16 protein-coding genes and 1 pseudogene are annotated in these 17,551 nt (G+C 65.5%); 10 read left to right on the top strand and 7 right to left on the bottom strand.

The annotated features are described in order from the left end of the window. The first annotated feature begins 63 nt into the window (after positions 1-63). Both RX327_RS28825 and RX327_RS28820 read left to right on the top strand, forming a co-directional pair. Positions 64-441: a response regulator gene (locus RX327_RS28825; RefSeq protein ID WP_016845813.1), complete on the top strand. Its 378-nt coding sequence runs from the start codon at positions 64-66 to the stop codon at positions 439-441. 75 nt (positions 442-516) lie between these two features. Beyond that, a complete protein-coding gene (locus tag RX327_RS28820; RefSeq protein WP_317247826.1) occupies positions 517-1,215 on the top strand; it encodes an ABC transporter permease in 699 nt (232 codons plus the stop codon). Here RX327_RS28820 and RX327_RS28815 read toward each other — a convergent pair. After that, positions 1,189-2,007, bottom strand: a complete 819-nt coding sequence (locus tag RX327_RS28815) for an extracellular solute-binding protein (protein WP_317247825.1) — start codon at positions 2,005-2,007, stop codon at positions 1,189-1,191. The genes RX327_RS28820 and RX327_RS28815 overlap by 27 nt on opposite strands. Before the next feature lie 248 nt (positions 2,008-2,255). Between RX327_RS28815 and RX327_RS28810 the strand changes: the two genes are divergently transcribed. Together RX327_RS28810 and RX327_RS28805 are read left to right on the top strand one after the other, a co-directional pair. Further along, complete coding sequence (locus RX327_RS28810) at positions 2,256-2,450, top strand: hypothetical protein (RefSeq protein WP_038377246.1); 195 nt, start codon at positions 2,256-2,258, stop codon at positions 2,448-2,450. A 147-nt stretch (positions 2,451-2,597) separates the two neighbouring features. Further along, the gene (locus RX327_RS28805) at positions 2,598-3,302 is read left to right on the top strand and encodes an SDR family oxidoreductase (protein ID WP_317247824.1); all 705 of its coding nucleotides are present in this window, start codon (positions 2,598-2,600) and stop codon (positions 3,300-3,302) included. Positions 3,303-3,324: 22 nt separating this feature from the next. On the opposite strand, the gene RX327_RS28800 is transcribed toward RX327_RS28805, so the two are convergent. Then, positions 3,325-4,209 carry an IS30 family transposase gene (locus tag RX327_RS28800; RefSeq protein WP_317247823.1) on the bottom strand — a complete coding sequence of 295 codons (885 nt, stop codon included), beginning with the start codon at positions 4,207-4,209 and terminating at the stop codon, positions 3,325-3,327. A gap of 82 nt (positions 4,210-4,291) precedes the next feature. Further along, positions 4,292-4,381: pseudogene (locus RX327_RS39320) on the bottom strand (hypothetical protein); the annotation flags it as partial. Between the two features lie 344 nt (positions 4,382-4,725). Here RX327_RS39320 and RX327_RS28795 point away from each other — a divergent pair. Continuing rightward, positions 4,726-7,398: a flavin-containing monooxygenase gene (locus RX327_RS28795; RefSeq protein WP_317247822.1), complete on the top strand. Its 2,673-nt coding sequence runs from the start codon at positions 4,726-4,728 to the stop codon at positions 7,396-7,398. Positions 7,399-7,815: 417 nt separating this feature from the next. Here RX327_RS28795 and RX327_RS28790 read toward each other — a convergent pair whose 3' ends face one another. Both RX327_RS28790 and RX327_RS28785 read right to left on the bottom strand, forming a co-directional pair. Then, positions 7,816-8,658 carry a GNAT family N-acetyltransferase gene (locus tag RX327_RS28790; protein WP_317247821.1) on the bottom strand — a complete coding sequence of 281 codons (843 nt, stop codon included), beginning with the start codon at positions 8,656-8,658 and terminating at the stop codon, positions 7,816-7,818. Positions 8,659-8,892: 234 nt separating this feature from the next. Then, positions 8,893-9,537, bottom strand: a complete 645-nt coding sequence (locus RX327_RS28785) for a TetR/AcrR family transcriptional regulator (protein ID WP_317247820.1) — start codon at positions 9,535-9,537, stop codon at positions 8,893-8,895. 187 nt (positions 9,538-9,724) lie between these two features. Here RX327_RS28785 and RX327_RS28780 point away from each other — a divergent pair, with 187 nt between their 5' ends. From RX327_RS28780 to RX327_RS28770, 3 genes are all read left to right on the top strand, one after another. Continuing rightward, entirely contained in the window at positions 9,725-11,011 is a 1,287-nt protein-coding gene (locus tag RX327_RS28780; protein WP_317247819.1) for an HlyD family secretion protein, read from the top strand. A 47-nt stretch (positions 11,012-11,058) separates the two neighbouring features. Then, positions 11,059-12,651 (top strand): DHA2 family efflux MFS transporter permease subunit, encoded by a 1,593-nt coding sequence (locus RX327_RS28775; protein ID WP_317247818.1) that lies wholly within the window; start codon positions 11,059-11,061, stop codon positions 12,649-12,651. 362 nt (positions 12,652-13,013) lie between these two features. Beyond that, the gene (locus tag RX327_RS28770) at positions 13,014-14,813 is read left to right on the top strand and encodes an ABC transporter ATP-binding protein (RefSeq protein WP_317247817.1); all 1,800 of its coding nucleotides are present in this window, start codon (positions 13,014-13,016) and stop codon (positions 14,811-14,813) included. A 64-nt stretch (positions 14,814-14,877) separates the two neighbouring features. On the opposite strand, the gene RX327_RS28765 is transcribed toward RX327_RS28770, so the two are convergent. Next, entirely contained in the window at positions 14,878-15,621 is a 744-nt protein-coding gene (locus tag RX327_RS28765) for a sulfite exporter TauE/SafE family protein (RefSeq protein WP_317247816.1), read from the bottom strand. Between the two features lie 189 nt (positions 15,622-15,810). Between RX327_RS28765 and RX327_RS28760 the strand changes: the two genes are divergently transcribed. Both RX327_RS28760 and RX327_RS28755 read left to right on the top strand, forming a co-directional pair. Next, positions 15,811-16,539, top strand: a complete 729-nt coding sequence (locus tag RX327_RS28760) for an alpha/beta hydrolase (RefSeq protein ID WP_317247815.1) — start codon at positions 15,811-15,813, stop codon at positions 16,537-16,539. A gap of 29 nt (positions 16,540-16,568) precedes the next feature. Further along, positions 16,569-16,715, top strand: a complete 147-nt coding sequence (locus RX327_RS28755) for a hypothetical protein (RefSeq protein WP_160321765.1) — start codon at positions 16,569-16,571, stop codon at positions 16,713-16,715. A 183-nt stretch (positions 16,716-16,898) separates the two neighbouring features. Here RX327_RS28755 and RX327_RS28750 read toward each other — a convergent pair whose 3' ends face one another. Next, complete coding sequence (locus RX327_RS28750; RefSeq protein ID WP_317247814.1) at positions 16,899-17,426, bottom strand: hypothetical protein; 528 nt, start codon at positions 17,424-17,426, stop codon at positions 16,899-16,901. Between the last annotated feature and the right edge of the window lie 125 nt (positions 17,427-17,551).

Here is a 17,551-nt window from a genome sequence, read left to right as displayed (position 1 = left end):
GCCACTTTTGTTGCATATGCTCGCTGAGTCGGGCGCACCCGGCTGATTGTTTGGGGGATGGCTTTGCAAGACGCGCCGATCATTCTCGTCATCGAAGACGATCGTGATCTTCAGATGATGGTGGAGGACGCCCTGAGGGACGGCGGCTATGAGCCGGCGATCGCAGGTTCGGGCGAGGAAGCCCTGACGCTGCTGAAGGCGTTCCGCACCAAATACTCAGCACTGGTCACCGACATTCGGCTGCTCGGCCGGCTCGACGGCTGGCGTGTGGCGCGCGGCGCCCGCGAGATCGATCCGTCATTCCCGGTGCTCTACATCACCGGCGGCGGCGGCGATGAGTGGCCGACCAGGGGCGTGCCGGACAGTGTGCTGCTCAACAAGCCGTTCTCGCCCGATGAACTGGTTGCGGCTGTGGCGAAGCTGCTTGAGAATGCCGCATAGGCCGCAGCGATTGATCGCCGCCGCGAAACCGGCGATCCGGAGGTTGTACGGGGCAAACGTGTCTTCCAGGCCGGCATGAATGACTTCGCACAGTCGATCACGGCGGCAGCTTCCCTGATAGCCGGTCGCGATCCGGTCCTGCTTGGGATCGTCGCATTGTCGTTGCGGGTCAGCCTGCTGGCGAGCCTGCTCGCGCTTCTGATCGGCGCGCCGATCGGCGGCTGGCTTGCGATATCGAGGTTTCGCGGACGGCAGGTGGTGATCGTGCTCGCCAATGCCTGTCTCGGCCTGCCGCCGGTCGTGGTCGGGCTCGCCCTCTATCTCCTGCTGTCGCGGTCCGGTCCGCTGGGCTTCGCCGGGCTGTTGTTCACGCCGACGGCGATGGTGGTGGCGCAGGTCATCCTGGCGACGCCGATCGTGGTTGCGCTGGTGCATCGCCCGGTCGCGCTGCTGTGGGCGGAATATGCCGATTTGATCCGCACCGACGGCCTGTCGCGCCTGCGCAGCCTCGCGCTGGTGTTCTCGCTCGGCCGCGCCTCGCTGCTCACCGCGTTCCTTGCTGCCTTCGGCCGTGCCATCGCGGAGGTCGGCGCCATCATCATCGTGGGCGGCAATATCAGCGGCTATACGCGAACGATGACGACCGCGATTGCGCTCGAGACCAGCAAGGGCGAGCTGGCGCTCGGCCTCGGGCTCGGCGTGATCCTGCTTGCGCTGAGCGTCAGCGTCAGCACGATCGCGTTTCTGCTAGTGCGACGCGTTGGGGAAAAATAGCTGCTCGCCGCCGACCTTGTACCCGGCGATCGCTTCCTGCCCCTTCGGCGAAACCAGCCAGTCGATGAAGGCCTGCCCGTCCTTCGCCTTCACGCTCGGATGCTTTTCAGGATTCACCAGCATGACGCCGTACTGGTTGAACAGCCGCTTGTCACCCTCGGTCAGGATCGCGAGCTCGCCACGGTTCTTGAACGATAGCCAGGTGCCGCGGTCCGACAGGAGATAGGCGTTCGACGACGAAGCCATGTTCAGCGCCGGACCCATGCCCTGACCGATTTCGCGATACCACTGGCCCTTCGCTGAGCCGAGATCGACGCCGGCCGCTTTCCAGAGCCGCAGCTCGGCCTCGTGCGTGCCGGAGCGGTCGCCGCGCGAGATGAAGGGCGAGCTGGTCGCGGCGATCTTGCGCAGGGCGTCCGCGACATCCTTGTCGCCGGCGATATGCGCCGGATCGGCCTTCGGGCCGACGATGACGAAATCGTTGTACATCACGTCATAGCGTTTGGTCGCAAAGCCCTCGGCCAGGAACTTCTCTTCGGCCACGCGATCATGCACGAACACGACATCGGCATCGCCGCGCCGTCCGATGTCGAGCGCCTGTCCGGTGCCGACCGCGACCACCTTCACGGTAATGCCCGAGGCTTCCGAGAACCGCGGCAGCAGATAGCCGAACAGGCCGGACTGTTCGGTCGATGTCGTCGAGGCGACGGTGATGGACCGGGTCTGCGGGAGCGCGGGGCCGGCGAACAGCAGCACGGCGGCGATGACGAGGTGTCGAAGGAGCGATGTCATGTGGTCAACACTTGATAAAGGACGGCGGTCACCATGCCCCAATTGATCCCGTGACGCAAAGCGGGCGGATAGCGCCGCGCCTGCGACACCGCGCAGCAGGCCGGATCTCGCGCCGCGCGATCGCCCATGATCTGGCGACACTTATTCCATCCTTACATCATGCTGCGGTATGGCCCCTCGAATTCATATGTCCACCGGTCCATTTTCCCGACGAACAAGCTCGCCAGCAGGGCTCCCTGGAGGCAAAGATGACGACCTATCGCGCTTATATCGTCGGACGGCACAGCCGATCCATCGGCGTGGTCAACATGGATTGCAGCGACGACGATCAGGCCATTACCTCGGCCGGCCGTCTTGTGGACGGCCATGATATCGAGCTGTGGCAGATGGACCGGCCCGTCGCCAGGTTCGACGCCTGCTCGAAGCAGGTGTTCCGGAAGTAGTGCGACACTGCGCGGCAGGCCGGGTGTCGCGCCGCGCAATCTCTGATGATAGACATGGAGCATGATCCGGAAAAGTGCGAAGCGGTTTTCCGAAAGAATCATGCTCAAACAATAGCGTCAGCTTGGTCATCAACAGGGATATCGGTCATGGCAGCAGAGAAGGTTGCGCTCGTTACCGCCGGCGGCAGCGGGATGGGGGCGGGGGCTGCGCGCCGGCTGGCAGCGGACGGGTTTCGCGTCGCGATCCTGTCGTCCTCCGGCAAGGGCGAGGCGCTGGCGGCCGAGCTCGGCGGCTGCGGCGTCACCGGCTCGAACCAGTCGAACGACGATCTGAAACGCGCCGTCGACGGCGTGATGGCGCGCTGGGGCCGCATCGATGCGCTGGTCAACAGCGCCGGCCACGGCCCGCGCGCGGGTGTGCTCGAACTGACCGACGAGCAGTGGCACACCGGTCTCGACGTCTATCTGATGAACGTGATCCGCCCGACGCGTCTCGTCGCGCCTCAGATGCAGGCGCAGAAGGGCGGCGCCATCATCAACATCTCGACGGCCTGGGCCTTCGAGCCAAGCGCGATGTTCCCGACCTCGGCGGTGTTCCGCGCCGGCCTTGCCGCCTTCACCAAGATCTTCACCGACACCCATGCGGCGGACAACATCCGCATGAACAACGTCCTGCCGGGCTGGATCGACAGCCTGCCGCAGCTGGACGCGCGCCGCGACAGCGTGCCGCTGAAGCGCTACGGCAAGGCGGAAGAAATCGCCGCCACCATCAGCTTCCTGGCCTCCGACGGGGCGGCCTACATCACCGGCCAGAACATCCGCGTGGACGGCGGCCTGACGCGCTCGGTCTGAGGCAACTGGTAAACCGTCATCTTCAAGGCAAGTGAGCTTGTGACTCACAAGCGGCACCAGATGTTCGCCGTCGTCCTGGCGAAAGCGGGGAGGTAGATTCACATTCGAAGTGCAACACTTGAGCAAAGGCCTCGGCAGGCGTGCGGTAGTCAAGGCATTTGCGCGGGGTGTTGTTGTAGGCGGCGATGAACTGGCGGAATCTGGCGGTCGAGAGGGTTACGAGATCGGTCTTGCGGGGAATAAAGCGGCGCATCCTGCCGATAGCGTTCTCGATGCCGCCCTTCTGCCAGGGGGCGTGGGGATCGCAGAAGAAGGTCTCGATCGAGAGGCGGTGCAGCGCCAGGTGACCGGCGAACTCGGTGCCGTTGTCGAAGGTCACGGTCTGGCGCAGCTCCTGTGGCAGGGTCGCGAAGAAGCCCACGAGATGGCGGGCGACACCGCGCGCGACCTTGCTGGCAAGGCGGATGCCGAGCAGCAGACGCGAGGTGCGCTCGTGCACGGTCAGCACGGCCTGACCGTATTTCGAGAACATCATCAGGTCGGCCTCCCAGTGTCCGGGCACGCTGCGGTCGGCCACTTCGATCGGCCGATTTGCCAAGGAAACACGGCCTTCGATGAAGCTTGCGGGGCTGCCGCCCCTCTTGCCGCGGCGGCCGCGCTTGCTCTTGGCGCGCGGCAGATAGCGCCGCCAGTTGAAATCCGTGGTGCGCCTGAGTTGGGCATAGATGAAGCGGTAGATGGTCTCGTGCGAGATCACCTTGCGCCCGGACTTCGCGGGCCAGCCGGCCGGCGACCTGCTCGGGCGACCAGCCCCGGCGAAGGCGTTCCAACACCGCGCGGCGCAGGCCGGGCTCCCGTTCGAGGCGTCCGCCCGTCCAGCGCCGCGCTCGCATCTGGTGCTGGGCATAGTTTGGCTTGTAGCCGACCTGGCTCCCCCGATTGCGCCTCAGTTCCCGAGAGACCGTTGATGGCGAGCGATCCAGAGCTGCCGCGATTTGCCGGACCGAGCTGCCATTGGCCGATAGGCAGGCAATCTCGCATCGGTCGTCCAGAGAGAGCTGCTTGTAAGTCCGCCCCATGGCAACACCTCCTCAAGGAAGTGTTGCACTTCGTTTGCGAACTCAGGGGACCCATAACCACCGATAGTCATCGTTGCGCGTCGATGGAACGACGAGTCCCGTCCACAACATCCGCCGCGGAGTATGGGTCCCGGCTTTCGCCGGGACGACATCAAAGTGTGCGGCGCCGTTCGTACCCGCTGCGTCGCCACAACTTACGTCACCACTTGCGTCTATGCGCTGCGCGGCGCGCTCCAGGCCGCGGGCGTCACAATTGCGGCGACCTCTGATTGCGTTTGTCGTGATGACAAACTGAAGGCTCGAGGCTAGCCTTCCGTCAAATCAAAACATACGGGAGGAATGGCATGCCAGACGCAGCAGTTGCAGCACGCGCTTCAAACTCCACGCAGAGCGGAACCACGCAACAGGTCGACGTTGCGGTGGTCGGCGCTGGCTTCGCCGGACTGTACTTGCTGCATCGCCTGCGCAAGGCCGGCTTCTCCGCGGTCGCCCTCGACGAGGCCGCCGACGTCGGCGGCACCTGGTACTGGAATCGTTATCCCGGCGCGCGCTGCGACATCCAGACCATCGACTACAGCTACACCTTCGATCCGGAGCTCGAGACCGCCTGGACATGGTCGGAGAAATACGCGACCCAGCCCGAGATCCTGCGCTATCTCGGCTTCGTCGCCGATCGCTACGATCTGCGCCGCGACATCAGGTTCGGCACCAAGGTGACGCAGGCGACCTGGAATGATGCGACCTCGCGCTGGCAGATCTCGACCAACAACGGCGCCGACGTCTCCTGCCGCCACTACATCATGGCCACCGGCTGCCTCTCCGCGCCGAAGCCGCCGGAGATCGATGGCGTCAAGGACTTCAAGGGCGAGGTCTATTTCACCGGCCGCTGGCCGCATGACGGCGTCAATCTGTCGGGAAAACGCGTCGCCGTGATCGGCACGGGCTCGTCGGCGATCCAGTCGATCCCGCTGATCGCCGAGCGGGCCGCACACTTGACCGTGTTCCAGCGCACGCCGAACTTCGCGCTGCCTGCGGGCAACGGCCCGGCGCCGGAGGATCGCAAGACCTATTTCCAGGGCGATCGCGCGGCCTATCGCGAGCAGGCGCGCCAGTCGATGGCCGGTGTGCCCTATCCGCAGCAGACGGTCGTGAGCTGGCAATTGAGCGATGCCGAACGTCGTGAGCGGTTCGAGCGTGCCTGGGCAGCCGGCGACCTCGTCCACATCCTGACGCAGCTCTGGGCCGACCAGGCGGTCGACATCGACGGCAACAGACTGGTTGCCGATCTGATCCGCGAGAAGATCGGCGCTGTGGTCAAGGATCCGGAGACGGCGGCGGCGCTGGCCCCGCATGATCATCCGTTCGGCGCCAAGCGTCCCTGTCTCGATACCAACTACTACGCGACCTACAACCGTCCGAACGTGACGCTGGTGAATCTGCGGCAGGAGCCGATCAAGGGGATCACCGCCAGCGGCATTTTCACCAACGGACGCAAGTTCGACCTCGACGTCATCGTGTTTGCGACCGGTTTCGATGCGATGACTGGCGCGATCCGCGCCGTGCACCCGATCACCGGGCGCGGCGGCAAGTCGCTCTCCGACGTGTGGGCGAAGGGACCGGAGACCTATCTCGGCCTCACGGTCGCGGGCTTCCCGAACTTCTTCATGATCACCGGCCCCGGCAGCCCGTCGGTGCTGTCGAACATGGCGGTGTCGATCGAGCAGCATGTCGACTGGGTCGTCGACCGCCTGGCTGCGCTGCGCGAGGTCGGCTTCACCACGATCGAGCCGACAGAAACTGCGCAGGCCGGCTGGGGCCGGCACATGGCGGACTGTTCGACGCTGACGCTGCACCGGCTCGCCAACACCTGGTACACGGGCGCCAACGTACCCGGCAAGGTCCAGGGACTGATGCCCTATACCGGCGGCGTCGGCCCTTATCGCAGCATCTGCGACGAGGTGGTCAGCCGCGGCATGCTCGGCTTCAGGCTCACCGGTCCCAACGTCGCAACGAAGTGCAATGACGGCGAGATCGTACGCCTGCAGCCGGACGTGCGGCTGGTCATGAACCTGCTCGCATCGCTGAATCTGCCGCCGATCGAGTCGATGGGCGCGATCGGGGCGCGCGCCTTCGTCAACGAGTTCAACAAGGGCCGTCCCTTTGGCCGCCCGGTCGGCGAGGTCGGCAGCGGCATGCTGCAGGGTGCGGACGGTCCGCTGCCGTACAAGCTCTACCGGCCGGCGACGCCGGGGCCGCATCCGGTCGTGGTCTATTTCCACGGCGGCGGCTGGGTGCTCGGCGACGAGCAGTCGGACGAGCCGTTCTGCCGCGACATGGTGCGGCGAACCGGCATGATGTTCGTCAGCGTCGGCTATCGCCACGCGCCGGAGCATCGCTTCCCGGCCGCGGCCGAAGACGGCTATGCGGCAACGCGCTGGATCGCCGAGCACGCCGCCGAACTCGGCGGCAAGCCAGGCCCGGTGCTGGTCGCCGGCTGGAGCGCCGGCGGCAACATCGCCGCCGTCACCTGCCAGCTCGCGCGCGATCGTGGCGGGCCCGAAATCGCGGGCCAGCTCCTGATATGCCCGGTCACGGACTGCACCTTCGATCGCCCTTCCTACAACGACAATGCGACCGGCTATTTCCTGACGCTTTCGCTGATGTACTGGTTCTGGGACCTCTACTGCTCCCCGGCCGACCGCACCGATCCGCGCGTCTCGCCGCTGCGCGGCAAGGTCGCCGGCCTGCCGCCGGCCTTCGTCGTCACCTGCGAGTTCGATCCGTTGCGCGACGAGGGCGTCGCCTATGCCGAGGCGCTCGCCAAAGCCGGCGTCAAGGTCGAGCAGCTCAAGGCGCAGGGGCACTTCCACTCGTCGTTCGTGATGGTCGACGTCATCATCACCGGCGTTGCCGGCCGCGTGAAGATGGCGAAGGCGCTGCGGCGCTTCGCCGGCCTGCCCGAGGAGGTCGAGCAGGACAACGTCGCCGCGCCGGAGGTCAACGCGGCGGCGAACTAGATCGGGTTTGAATTGCAGCCGCGCTCCCTCTCCCGCTTGCGGGCACTTGCGGGGGAGGCGCGTTGCGAAAATATCGAAAACAACCCCATGCAAAGGAGCCGGCGGTGGCGGGCGTTCGACCGAGCCACTTGACACGTCGGGCAACTCACGGATATATTTCTAATATTCCGAAATCGTAAAAGCGCACGACTCGCCCCACGGGCCTATGGCTCTAGCACCGGTGTTTCCGAGCCGTCATGGCCGGGCTTGTCCCGGCCATCCACGTCTTTCCTGCCGCGCCAAGAACGTGGATGCCCGACACAAGGCCGGGCATGACGAGTTTGTGGAGCTATCGAGCCCACATGCGATAGCCCTGCCCGCAAGCGGGGGAGGTGCAGCAGTCTGCCGCGAGACCTTTCAACCTGGCGACATCTCGCGCTAACCGAGCTCGAATGTCGTGACGCCGAACAGGCGATCGATCCGCAGCGCCGGGATCGCGCCGGTATACATCCGCGCGGTCTCGAACACTGGTGACAGCCCGAGGCCTTGCGCCAGCGCCACGGCGTCGCGATTGACCGCGGGGACATCGAGGAAGACCTCGCCGCTGCCCGCGCTCGCGAGCAATGCCGCGACAACGGCCTCGGCGCCGGCACGGTCGTCAGCAACGAGCGGGCCGATCTTGCGGCCGGTCCGGCACGGGCGGATCACGCCCCAGCCGGCCAGCCTGCCGTCGTGCATCAGCGCGCGACCGACATGTCCTGACGTGTTGATCCAGGCGCGCAGGAATGCCGGCCGCGGTGCGGGAAACACCGTGGCGTCATCGGCCTCGATCAGCGCCATCGGCAGATCGGTCAGCGCGACGGTGCGGTCGCTCGGCGCGGACGGTGCGGCGACAGTGCCGCCATAGCGGATATTGGCGTAAGCGAGCTGGAAGCCGGACCTCTTGTAATTGTCCTGCTGCGCCACGACGCCGTCGAGCCCGATCACGCGTCCGCCCGCATGCGCGATGGCTGCGTTCCAGATGCGCAGGCCATGGCCCGCGCCGCGAAAGCGCTGGCGCACGATGTAGAAGCCGAGGAAGGCGAAGCGGTCGTCGTAATTGACGCAGGAGACGGTCGCGACCGGCTCGCCGTCGATCTCGCCGACGAAGAAGCCCTGTGGGTCCTCGGCGGCAAAGCAGGGCGCATCGGCGAGACCGGGATTCCATCCCTCCGCCGCGGCCCAATCCACCGCGAGCGCGATCTCGTCAGGCTGCATATGCCGGATGCTGAGGTCATTCATGGATAAGCGTTCTCGCATTGTCGCCGCAAGCGCGATGATAGCGCACCAATGTCTCGTCGTCATTGCGAGGAGCTCGCGACGAAATTGCGAGGCAATTTTGCGCTGAAGCGACGAAGCAATCCATCGCTCCGCAAGCGGGAGAAATGGATTGCTTCGCGGAGCCTGTCATCCGGCGGCGCTTCGCGCCGACCGGGTGGCTCGCAATCACGCGGATAAAGTGACGTGCAATTGACCTTATCGATCGGCCTTCGGCCGGTACGCCGCGAAGAACACGCGCGTCGCGCTGTCGACGACGGTTGCGATCCGCTCCGGCGAGGGCGACGGCCTGGCCTGGAAGATGAACGCCTGGAACAGCGTCGCCTGGCACATCTGCATGAACTGCCAGGCCGCGAGCTGGTAGTCGTCGATCACGAGCTCGCCGAGCGCGGCGCGTGCCTCGAGATAAGCGGCAAAGCGGTCGACGGTGTGGGCGATGACGTGGGTGTAGAACCGGCTGCCGAGCTCGGGCATGCGTTCGGCGATCGCCATCACGGTGCGGATCGCCGATCCGCCGCCGGGCCGGCACAGCACCGCGACATAGGCGCGGCCGAATTCGTGGAGGGTGGTGTCGACGTCGCGCGCCGGATCGAAATTGAAGGCGACCTTGCCCTGCTCGAGCTTCTCTTCCTCGACGATCGCCGCGAACAGCCCGGCTTTGTCGGGGAAGTAGACGTAGAGCGTGCCCTTCGAGACCTGAGCCGCGCGCGCGATCTCGCCCATGCTGGCGCCATCGAAACCGAGGTCCATGAACACTTTGCGGGCGCCGTCGAGGATCTGGCGGCGTTTCGACAATTCCTCCTCGCCGACGGACAGGAGGGAGGTTCGGGGCGCTGCAACCATTGATTTAGCTTCTCGGGAAAGAACTCAACCCAAAGTAGGAAAGGGTAGAATCGAAGCCTTATAATCTAGAGGCGAGAATATAGATTGACCGAACCGTTCGGTCAATGGTATCTTGGGAGTGACGATGCGCCGCACGGCCCTTATTCCGCCATAGCGCGCGTCAAGATTTTTGTGGGGAGCCTCGGCTATGGCCGCAGCACGGGATCAGGCTGCACGCATTGTTCGTTCGGAGCCTGAGATGGCCGAGGACGCGATCGCGCGCGATGCATCCGCCGATCTCGGCGAGCAGGGTCGGGCTGATGAAGCCAAGCGTCCCGCGGAGGCGCCGCCCGCGTCTGTGCCCGAGCAGCCCGCGGCTTCGCCCGCTGCGGCGGCAGCGCCGAAATCCGGCAAGCGCAAATTCGTCCTGATGGGCGTCGGCCTCGTCCTCGCGCTCGCGGCCGCGGGCTACGCCGGCTATTACACGCTGGTCGGTCGCTTCTATGTTTCCACCGACGACGCCTATGTCCGCGCCAACAATACGATGCTCGGCGCGCGCGTTGCCGGCCACATTGCCGCGATCCTCGCCGGCGACAACACGCCGGTGCGTGCCGGCGACATCGTCTTCCGCATCGACGACGGCGACTACCGTATCGCGGTCGACGCCGCCCGCACCCGGATCGCGACCCAGCAGGCGACGATCGAGCGCATCGGCCGCCAGGTTGCGGCGGCGGCGAGTTCGGTCGAGCAGGCGCAGGCCCAGCTGGTGTCCGCCCAGGCCGGACTGAAGCGCGCCGATCTCGATTTCGACCGGCAGCAGGCGCTCAGCACCAAGGGTTTTGCCTCGCGTGCCACGTTTGAAGTCTCGGAGGCCGGCCGCGATCAGGGCGCGGCCAGCGTGCGGTCCGCGCAGGCGGCCTATGATGCGGCCAAGGACAATGTCGATGTCGCCAGGGCGCAGCAGGCCGAGGCCCAGGCCCAGCTCGCCGAGCTCAAGACCACGCTCGCCAAGGCCGAGCGCGACCTCGCCTTCACCGCGGTGCGCGCACCGGTCAACGGCACGTTCTCCAACCGCCTGGTCAACACCGGCGACTTCGTCGCGGTCGGCCAGCGCCTCGGCAACATCGTGCCGCTCGACGACGTCTATATCGACGCCAACTTCAAGGAAACGCAGCTCAAGCGCATCCGCCCCGGCCAGCCGGTGACGATCAAGGTCGACGCCTACGGCATGCGCAAGTTCTCCGGCGTCGTCGACAGCATCGCGGCGGGTGCGGGCTCGGTGTTCACGCTGCTGCCGCCGGACAACGCCACCGGCAATTTCACCAAGATCGTGCAGCGCGTGCCGGTCCGCATCCGCGTGCCTGCCAGCGTCGCCAAGCAGGGTCTCTTGCGCGCGGGCATGTCGGTCTACACCACCGTCGACACCCGCGAGGGCGCGGCCGATGCCGACGCCGAAACCGATCTCGACGCGCCGACGATGATCCATCCGCAGTGATGTCTTGAAGCTTCGGACAGAGTCCGAGGCTCGGAGCCGATGAGCCCATGGCTGATACGACCACTGCTTCGCCCTCGATGATGACCGGCGCCCCGGAGTCCGAGCGCATTGCGCCGAAGCGGCTGTTCGCGTTCATCATCATGGTGTTCGGGATGTTCATGTCGATCCTGGACATCCAGATCGTCTCGGCGTCCCTCAGCGAGATCCAGGCCGGCCTGTCGGCGAGCTCCAGCGAGGTCTCCTGGGTGCAGACCGCCTATCTGATCGCCGAGGTGATCGCGATCCCGCTGTCCGGTTTTCTGTCGCGCGCCTTCGGCACGCGACTGTTGTTCGCGATCTCGGCGGCCGGCTTCACCGCCTCGAGCCTGCTCTGCGGCTTCGCCACTACCATCGAGGAGATGATCGTCTGGCGCGCGCTTCAGGGCTTTCTCGGCGCCGGCATGATTCCGACGGTGTTCGCCTCGGCCTACACCGTCTTTCCGCGGACGAAATTCCACATCGTCGGGCCCATCATCGGCCTCGTCGCGACGCTGGCGCCGACCATCGGGCCGACGGTCGGCGGCTACATCACCGACCTGATGTCGTGGAACTGGCTGTTCTTCATCAACGTCGTGCCCGGCATCGGCATCACCATCGGCGTGCTGGCGCTGGTCGATTTCGACGAGCCGCAGTTCGAACTGCTCGATCGTTTCGACTGGTGGGGCCTGCTGTTCATGGCCAGCTTCCTCGGGACGCTCGAATATGTGCTGGAGGAGGGTCCGCAGTATGAGTGGCTGCAGGACACCTCGGTCGCGGTCTGCGCCGCGGTCGGCTTCGTCTCGGCGATCGCCTTCTTCTGGCGCGTGTTCACGGTGGACGAGCCGATCGTCAATCTGCGCACCTTCTCCGATCGCAATTTCGCCGTCGGCTGCACCCTGCAGTTCTGCATCGGCATCGGCCTCTACGGCCTGACCTATATCTATCCGCTCTATCTCGCCCAGGTGCGGGGCTACAGCGCGCTGATGATCGGCGAGACCATGTTCGTCTCCGGCATCACCATGTTCCTGGTCGCGCCGCTGGTCGGCCGGCTGATGGCCACGCTCGACATGCGCTACATGATCGCGTTCGGGCTCATCGTGACCTTCGCGATCGGCTCCTACCAGATGACCTGGATCACCCGCGAATACGATTTCTACGAGCTGCTGGTGCCGCAGATCCTGCGCGGCGTCGGCATGATGTTCGCGATGGTGCCGACCAACAACGTCGCGCTCGGCACGCTGCCACCTGACCGGGTGAAGAACGCGAGCGGCCTGTTCAACCTGATGCGCAATCTCGGCGGCGCGGTGGGTCTTGCCGTCATCAACACCGTGCTCAACGACCGCACCGACCTGCACATCGCCCGCCTCCAGGAACGCGTGACCTGGGGCAACGCGACCGCGACCGAAACCCTGAGCATGTTCACCCAGCGCATGCAGGGCATGGGCGATTCCGCCATCATGGCGATGAAGCAGCTCTCCCAGCTCGTGCATCGCCAGGCCGTGGTGATGAGCTTCGGCGACACCTTCCTCATGCTGACGCTGTTCTATCTCGGCCTCAGCCTGCTGGTGCTGTTCGTCAACAAGCCGCCGTCGATGACCGCGAGCGGCGGCGACGCGCATTGAGCGCATTGGATTTCGCGCGGGCTACGCCCGGTCGCGTGAATAGCTGACGTCGTCGACACATTGACGCACTCACGCCGATGTTACCTTGCCAACCGCGCGTGATGCATTTATAAGCAGCGCTTCCTTACTCGAACCGGGGAGATGCGCATGAAGTCGCTTATTTCGCAGATCGCGCGCCCGCGTTCGACGGTGCTGAACGCGTTCAGGCGTTAGCTCCCGGCGCTGATCGGGCCTGATCCCCGATCATCAAAACTTCCCAACAATTTATCGACAATTTCCAGCGGCGCACGCGGTCGGACTCCGCCCGCACGTCGCCTCAGATGGAGCCGGCACGCGCTGCAAAGGCGTGGCCGGAACGTGCCATGCCCTCTCTGACGACCAAGAGACCGGCCGCGATCCGGATCGTGCTTCCCTTTGTGTTCCGCCATTGGCTGCAACAGCCGCTGCGTGCCTCCGCGGTGACGGCGGGATTCCTCGGCGCGACCGCGGCCGACCTGTTCATGCCGGTGTTTTCCGGCCATCTGGTCGACGCGTTGACCGCGGGCGCCACCGATGCGGCCGCGCGCCATGCGGCAATGCTGGCGTTCGGCGCCATCGTCGGCCTCGGCGCGCTGTCGCTGGTGCTGCGGCTGGTCGGCATCCAGACGATCGTGCCGTTCACGCTGAAGATCATGGCCGACGTCGCGCAGGACGCGTTCACGCGCGTACAGCGTTTCTCGACCGACTGGCACGCGAACTCCTTTGCCGGATCCACGGTGCGCAAGATCACCCGCGGCATGTGGGCGCTCGACCTGCTCAACGACACCATCCTGATGGCTCTGGCGCCGTCGCTGCTGGTGCTGGTCGGCTCGATGATCCTGATCGGCGCGCATTGGCCGCAGCTAGGCGCGGTGATCGCGGTCGGCTCGGTGATCTATGTCGCGATGACCATGGTGTTCCAGGTACGTTACGTCGCGCCCGCCGCGCGCGTCTCCAACGCCTGGGACACCAAGGTCGGGGGCACGCTGGCGGACGCGCTGACCTGCAACGCGGTGGTGAAATCGTTCGGCGCGGAAGCGCGCGAGGACACGCGGCTCGCCCGTGTCATCAACCGCTGGCGCGTGCGCGTACGGCGGACCTGGTTCCGCTACAACTACACCGCGACGGCGCAGCTCGTGGTGCTGCTGTGCTTCCGCGCCTCGGTGATCGGCGGTGCGATCCTGCTGTGGGCGCAGGGCCGTGCCACGCCCGGCGACGTCACCTATGTGCTCACGAGCTACTACGTCATTCACGCCTACTTGCGCGACGTCGGCATGCACATCAACAACCTCCAGCGCTCGGTCAACGACATGGACGAACTGGTGGCGATCCATGACGAGCCGATCGGCATTGCGGATGCGGACGATGCTGGGACGATCGACATCCAGGGCGGCCGCATCGTGTTCGACGACGTCACGTTCCATTATGGCGGCCATCGCGCGCCGCTGTACGACGGCTTGTCTGTCAAGATCCGCGCCGGCGAACGCGTTGGCCTGGTCGGCCGCTCCGGCTCCGGCAAGACCACCTTCGTCAAGCTGGTGCAGCGGCTCTACGACGTCACCGGTGGCCGCGTGCTGATCGACGGGCAGGACATCGCGCACGCCACGCAGCAGTCGCTGCGCAGCCAGATCGCGATCGTGCAGCAGGAGCCGATCCTGTTCCACCGCACGCTTGCGGAGAACATCGCCTATGGCCGGCCCGGCGCCAGCCTCGAGGCGATCGAGCAGGCGGCGCGGCTTGCCAACGCGCATGATTTCATCCTGCGCCTGCCGAAGGGCTACGGCACGCTGGTCGGCGAGCGCGGCGTGAAACTGTCGGGCGGCGAACGGCAGCGCGTGGCGCTGGCGCGCGCTTTCCTGGCGGACGCGCCGGTGCTGATCCTGGACGAGGCGACGTCGAGCCTCGATTCGGAATCGGAGGCGCTGATCCAGCAGGCGATGGAGCGCCTGATGAAGGGCCGTACCTCGATCGTGATCGCGCATCGCCTGTCGACGGTGAGGAGCCTCGATCGCATCCTGGTGTTCGATCGCGGCGAGATCGTCGAGCAAGGCACGCATGCGATGCTGGCCGCGCGTCCCGGCGGCATCTATCGCGGCCTGTTCGAGCGTCAGGCGACCGAGTTCGGCCAGGCCGCGGCGGAGTGAGATGGCGCATGGCTGGAGCTTCGGATCTGATTGGATCAGAACCGGCGCTCTCGCAGCGCCCGCGCTATTTCGGCGCCAGCCCGTTCCACACCAGCGCGACGCCGGACAGGAACAGCAGCAGCAGCACGACGTCGGAGAAATTGCGGTCGCTGAGCGCATGATAGAGCCGCGCGCCGAGCCAGGCGCCGAGCAGCGTCCCCGGAAACGCGCACGCCACCAGCCAGATCAGCTCGGGCTTCACCAGGCCGCTTGCGATCTGCACGCAAAGCGCGGCCGCCAGGACCGTGAAGTTGAAGAGCTGGAAGATGCCGCGACGCTCATGCTTGTTCCAGCCGCGGATGTTGGCCCAGAGGATCGGCAGCGGCCCCGAGAGTCCGGCGAGGCCGCCGAGAATGCCGCCGGCAAAGCCGATCGCTCCGTCGGCCCATTTGCCGCCGAAGGCGATCGACATCGGCTTGCGCTGCAGGAACAACGCGGTCGGAAACACCAGCAGGAAGACGCCGATCGTCAGCTTGAAAACCTCGGGGTCGGCCCGCGCGATCAGCAAGATGCCGATCGGCACGCCGGCGAGGCCTGCGATGACGAACGGCCAGACCAGACGGAAATCGATGCTCTTCCAGATCGACGGCAAGGTCGAGAGCTGTGCGATCACCGAGCAGATCAGCACCAGCGGTACCGCGAGCGAGGGCGGCAGGACGTAGAGCCAGATGCCGAGCGCCATCAGCGCCGTGCCGAACCCGGCCAGTCCAGAGACGAAGCCGCCGGCCAGCGCGCCGAACAACAGGATCGCATAGCTTGCCGGGTTCATTGAGGCCTTTCAGTCGTCATTCCGGGGCGATGCGCAGCATCGAACCCGGAATCTCGAGATTCCGGGTCTGGTCCTTCGGACCATCCCGGAATGACGAAGGGAGGGAGCGACCGCACGTTTACACGACGTGCATCGTGGGTACACTTCAAAATCGCGGCTCATCAACGATAATCGGAACGGAAGCATCCCATGACTTCAGGCTGGCCTGCGAACTCGCAAAAAACCTTTCTGGTCTGTCACGGCGCCTGGTCGGCAGGCTGGGCATGGAAGAAGATGCATCCCCTGATGCAGGCCGCCGGACATCGGCTGGTCACGCCGAGCTACACCGGGCTTGGCGAGCGCGCGCACCTTGCGCATCAGGGACTCGACCTCGAGGCGCATATCCAGGATGTGCTCAGCGTCATCAGTTACGAGGACCTGCGCGACATCGTGCTGCTTGGCCATAGCTATGGCGGCATGGTCGCGACCGGCGTCGCCGATCGCGCGCGCGAGCGCGTGACGCAGCTGATCTATCTCGACGCCTTCGTGCCGCGCGATGGCCAATCGCTGTTCGATCTCAATGAATCGGCCATCGAGACCATGCGTGAGTTCGCGAGCGACGGCGACGGCTGGCGTATTCCGCCGATGCCGGTGCCGCCGGACACGTCGCCCGCAGACGTCGCATGGCTGAGCGCGCGGCGCGTCGACATGCCGATCAAATGCTTCGAGCAGAAATTGCGGTTGAAGCACGGCGAGACCAGCCTGCCGCGCAGCTATATCTACGCCACCCGCGCCACGCAGGCCGACACGTTCGGCCAGTTCGCCCGGCGCATCAGAAACGAAGCCGGCTGGCGCTATTTCGAGATCGACGCCAGCCATTCGCCCAACGTCACCGCGCCGGAGGCGCTGATGGCGATGCTGCAGGAGATCGTGGCCTGAGGGCAGATCTAGCGATCCGGATCGTACTCGTGCACCGCAACCCTCGCTTCACGGACGAGATCTACGAGCGCCGCGTTGCCGACGACGAACGCAATTGCGCAAATGCACCCGATCATTTCCTGGTGAGCGAATTGGCGAAGCCGTTCGCACCGGCGGCGCTGTTCTGCTGCCGTTGATGATGGGAAGCGACTTCTCGTTCGGTCATATCCGCAGCCGCGCGATGAACCGCAGGTGCGGGCTCTCCGCCAGGCGGCGCGGCCCGCGCATGCCCTGCGATCAGTCGGCGCGGGCCTTTTCCTGCATCGCCGCCTGCAGTTTCTTGATGTCCGCTTTTGACGCCCGCGGGCGTGAGTTATGGATCATGCACCGCGCGCGTCGCGAACGGCTTGCGCGACCTTTGTCGCCTGCGATATGCGTCCGATCTTTGCGCCCGCAATGATCTTTCGTCGGCGTTCGCTCGGCTTCGACGCCATGCCGTCGCCCGCGGTGGCTCCAGCCGGGGGACGCGTCGTGAAGTTCGCCGCACGGTGCAGCGCGAGGGCCTTTCGCGCTGCTTCGATATTTGCCGTCCGGGCTGCCAGATTGTGCTGACGCCTCAGCTCCGTGTTGACCCGCTTCAGCGCTGCTGCGAACACCTGCTTACGCTCCGAAGCATGCTTGGCGGTCCCCGGAAAGCTCGTGCCGAGCACCTCGGCCTTTCCGCGGCTCTCGCGCTGCTTTTGTCGGCCGACCGTTCGCTCCTTGTCGCGCATCTTGCGCAAGCGGGGTCGCATGGCCTCGAGCTCGCTTACCTCGACGCCGTAAATGGCGGGATGATGCGTCAGGCGGATTGCTTCATATTCCTCATGGCTGAGGATGCTGCGTTCGAACTTGCAGGCGACCGACATTCCGATTCCTCCTTTTGATCTTCTTGAATCTCGGGGCAGAAGGACACGTCCAGCTCCAGCGGATCATAGCTGCAATGCCGCCGGAGGCCAATCTGTCACTATCCAAACTCAGCCAGCGCTTCGAT

This window comes from Bradyrhizobium sp. BEA-2-5 (genome assembly GCF_032918025.1).
In the GTDB taxonomy this organism is placed as follows: Bacteria; Pseudomonadota; Alphaproteobacteria; order Rhizobiales; family Xanthobacteraceae; genus Bradyrhizobium; species Bradyrhizobium pachyrhizi.
The sequence above is the reverse complement of the archived record's forward strand: the minus strand, read 5'-3'. Positions and strand labels throughout refer to the sequence as shown.